Source organism: Novosphingobium sp. ST904 (assembly GCF_001298105.1).
Taxonomy (GTDB): Bacteria; Pseudomonadota; Alphaproteobacteria; order Sphingomonadales; family Sphingomonadaceae; genus Novosphingobium.
The window spans coordinates 1-1,029 of sequence record NZ_LGJH01000021.1; the positions used below are offsets into that span (position 1 = coordinate 1).

Annotated in this window: 2 protein-coding genes; one reads left to right on the forward strand and one right to left on the reverse strand. The window is 53.8% G+C overall.

The window, feature by feature from the left end; translation table 11 throughout:
• The first annotated feature begins 62 nt into the window (after positions 1-62).
• Positions 63-539, forward strand: coding sequence for a sugar transferase (locus tag ADT71_RS29785; protein WP_231635436.1), 477 nt, complete (start codon positions 63-65; stop codon positions 537-539).
• Positions 540-622: 83 nt separating this feature from the next.
• Here the strand turns inward: ADT71_RS29785 and ADT71_RS00115 are convergent, their stop codons facing one another.
• The gene (locus ADT71_RS00115) at positions 623-943 is read right to left on the reverse strand and encodes a glycosyltransferase (RefSeq protein ID WP_231635435.1); all 321 of its coding nucleotides are present in this window, start codon (positions 941-943) and stop codon (positions 623-625) included.
• Between the last annotated feature and the right edge of the window lie 86 nt (positions 944-1,029).

The following is a 1,029-nucleotide window of genomic DNA, read 5'->3' on the forward strand; positions in this document are numbered from 1 at the left end:
ATCGTCAACGGCATGGGCCACCATCGCCTCCATCCGCATGCTCACCCGCAGAACTGCAAGGTATTGCTACGGTTGAGAAACTTCCGAGTCAGGCACTTAAATTCCGCACGATGAAGGTTGATGGCGATGCGATCCTGAAGGAGCATCTGCAAAGCAATCTCGCAGCGCGTTTCGAGTGGGAACGCACCCGGAAACTGCGCCGAGACCCGCGCGTGACACCCATTGGGGCAATCGTGCGAAAATTGAGCCTTGATGAGTTTCCGCAGCTTTTGAATGTTCTGGCCGGAGACATGAGTATCGTTGGGCCTCGCCCTATAGTTGAACAAGAAGTTCTTCGATATGGCCCATATTTCGAATACTACTGTCAGGTCAGGCCGGGGCTAACCGGAATATGGCAGACAAGCGGTCGTAGCGACACATCCTATCAACAGCGCGTTGACATGGACGTATCTTATGTTGAACGAAAAGGTCTCGCTTTAGATGCATGGCTGCTTTTAAAAACTCTCCCGGCAGTCATGTTTGCCCGAGGATCATATTGAGCTGCGCACTTCAGGGAAGTGGGGGGAAGGGGCTTTGTGCCCCTTTTTTGTGCGAACAGGAAATGTGGCGTGGATTTTAATGTTCAGAGTAATGCCTGTTCATATTGATTCACGATTGTATTCGCCCAGCTCTCTGGTGTGTTGCACAGATTGAGATAGTTCTTGTGCCCATGGGTGGACATGCGTTTGACCCGCGCATTGTCGGCATGGAGGTCCAGCAGGGTACGCGCGAATTCTTCCAGATTTGCAGTATTAGCGGAAAGCCCAAACCCGGCGCGCTCGATCTCGGGCGCAACGAGCGCGCGGTTGCTTACAATGACCGGCACACCTGATCCGATGGCTTCGAGCGCAACCAGCCCGAAGGGCTCTGCCCAGCGACTGGGCATTACGGTGTTGATTGCCACTGAGATGTGAACCGGGGGGCGTATAAATTACCATTGAGAATTGACCCATGTTTCCCTCGCCTCCGGCTGCCAGTCGGAGGTCGTGG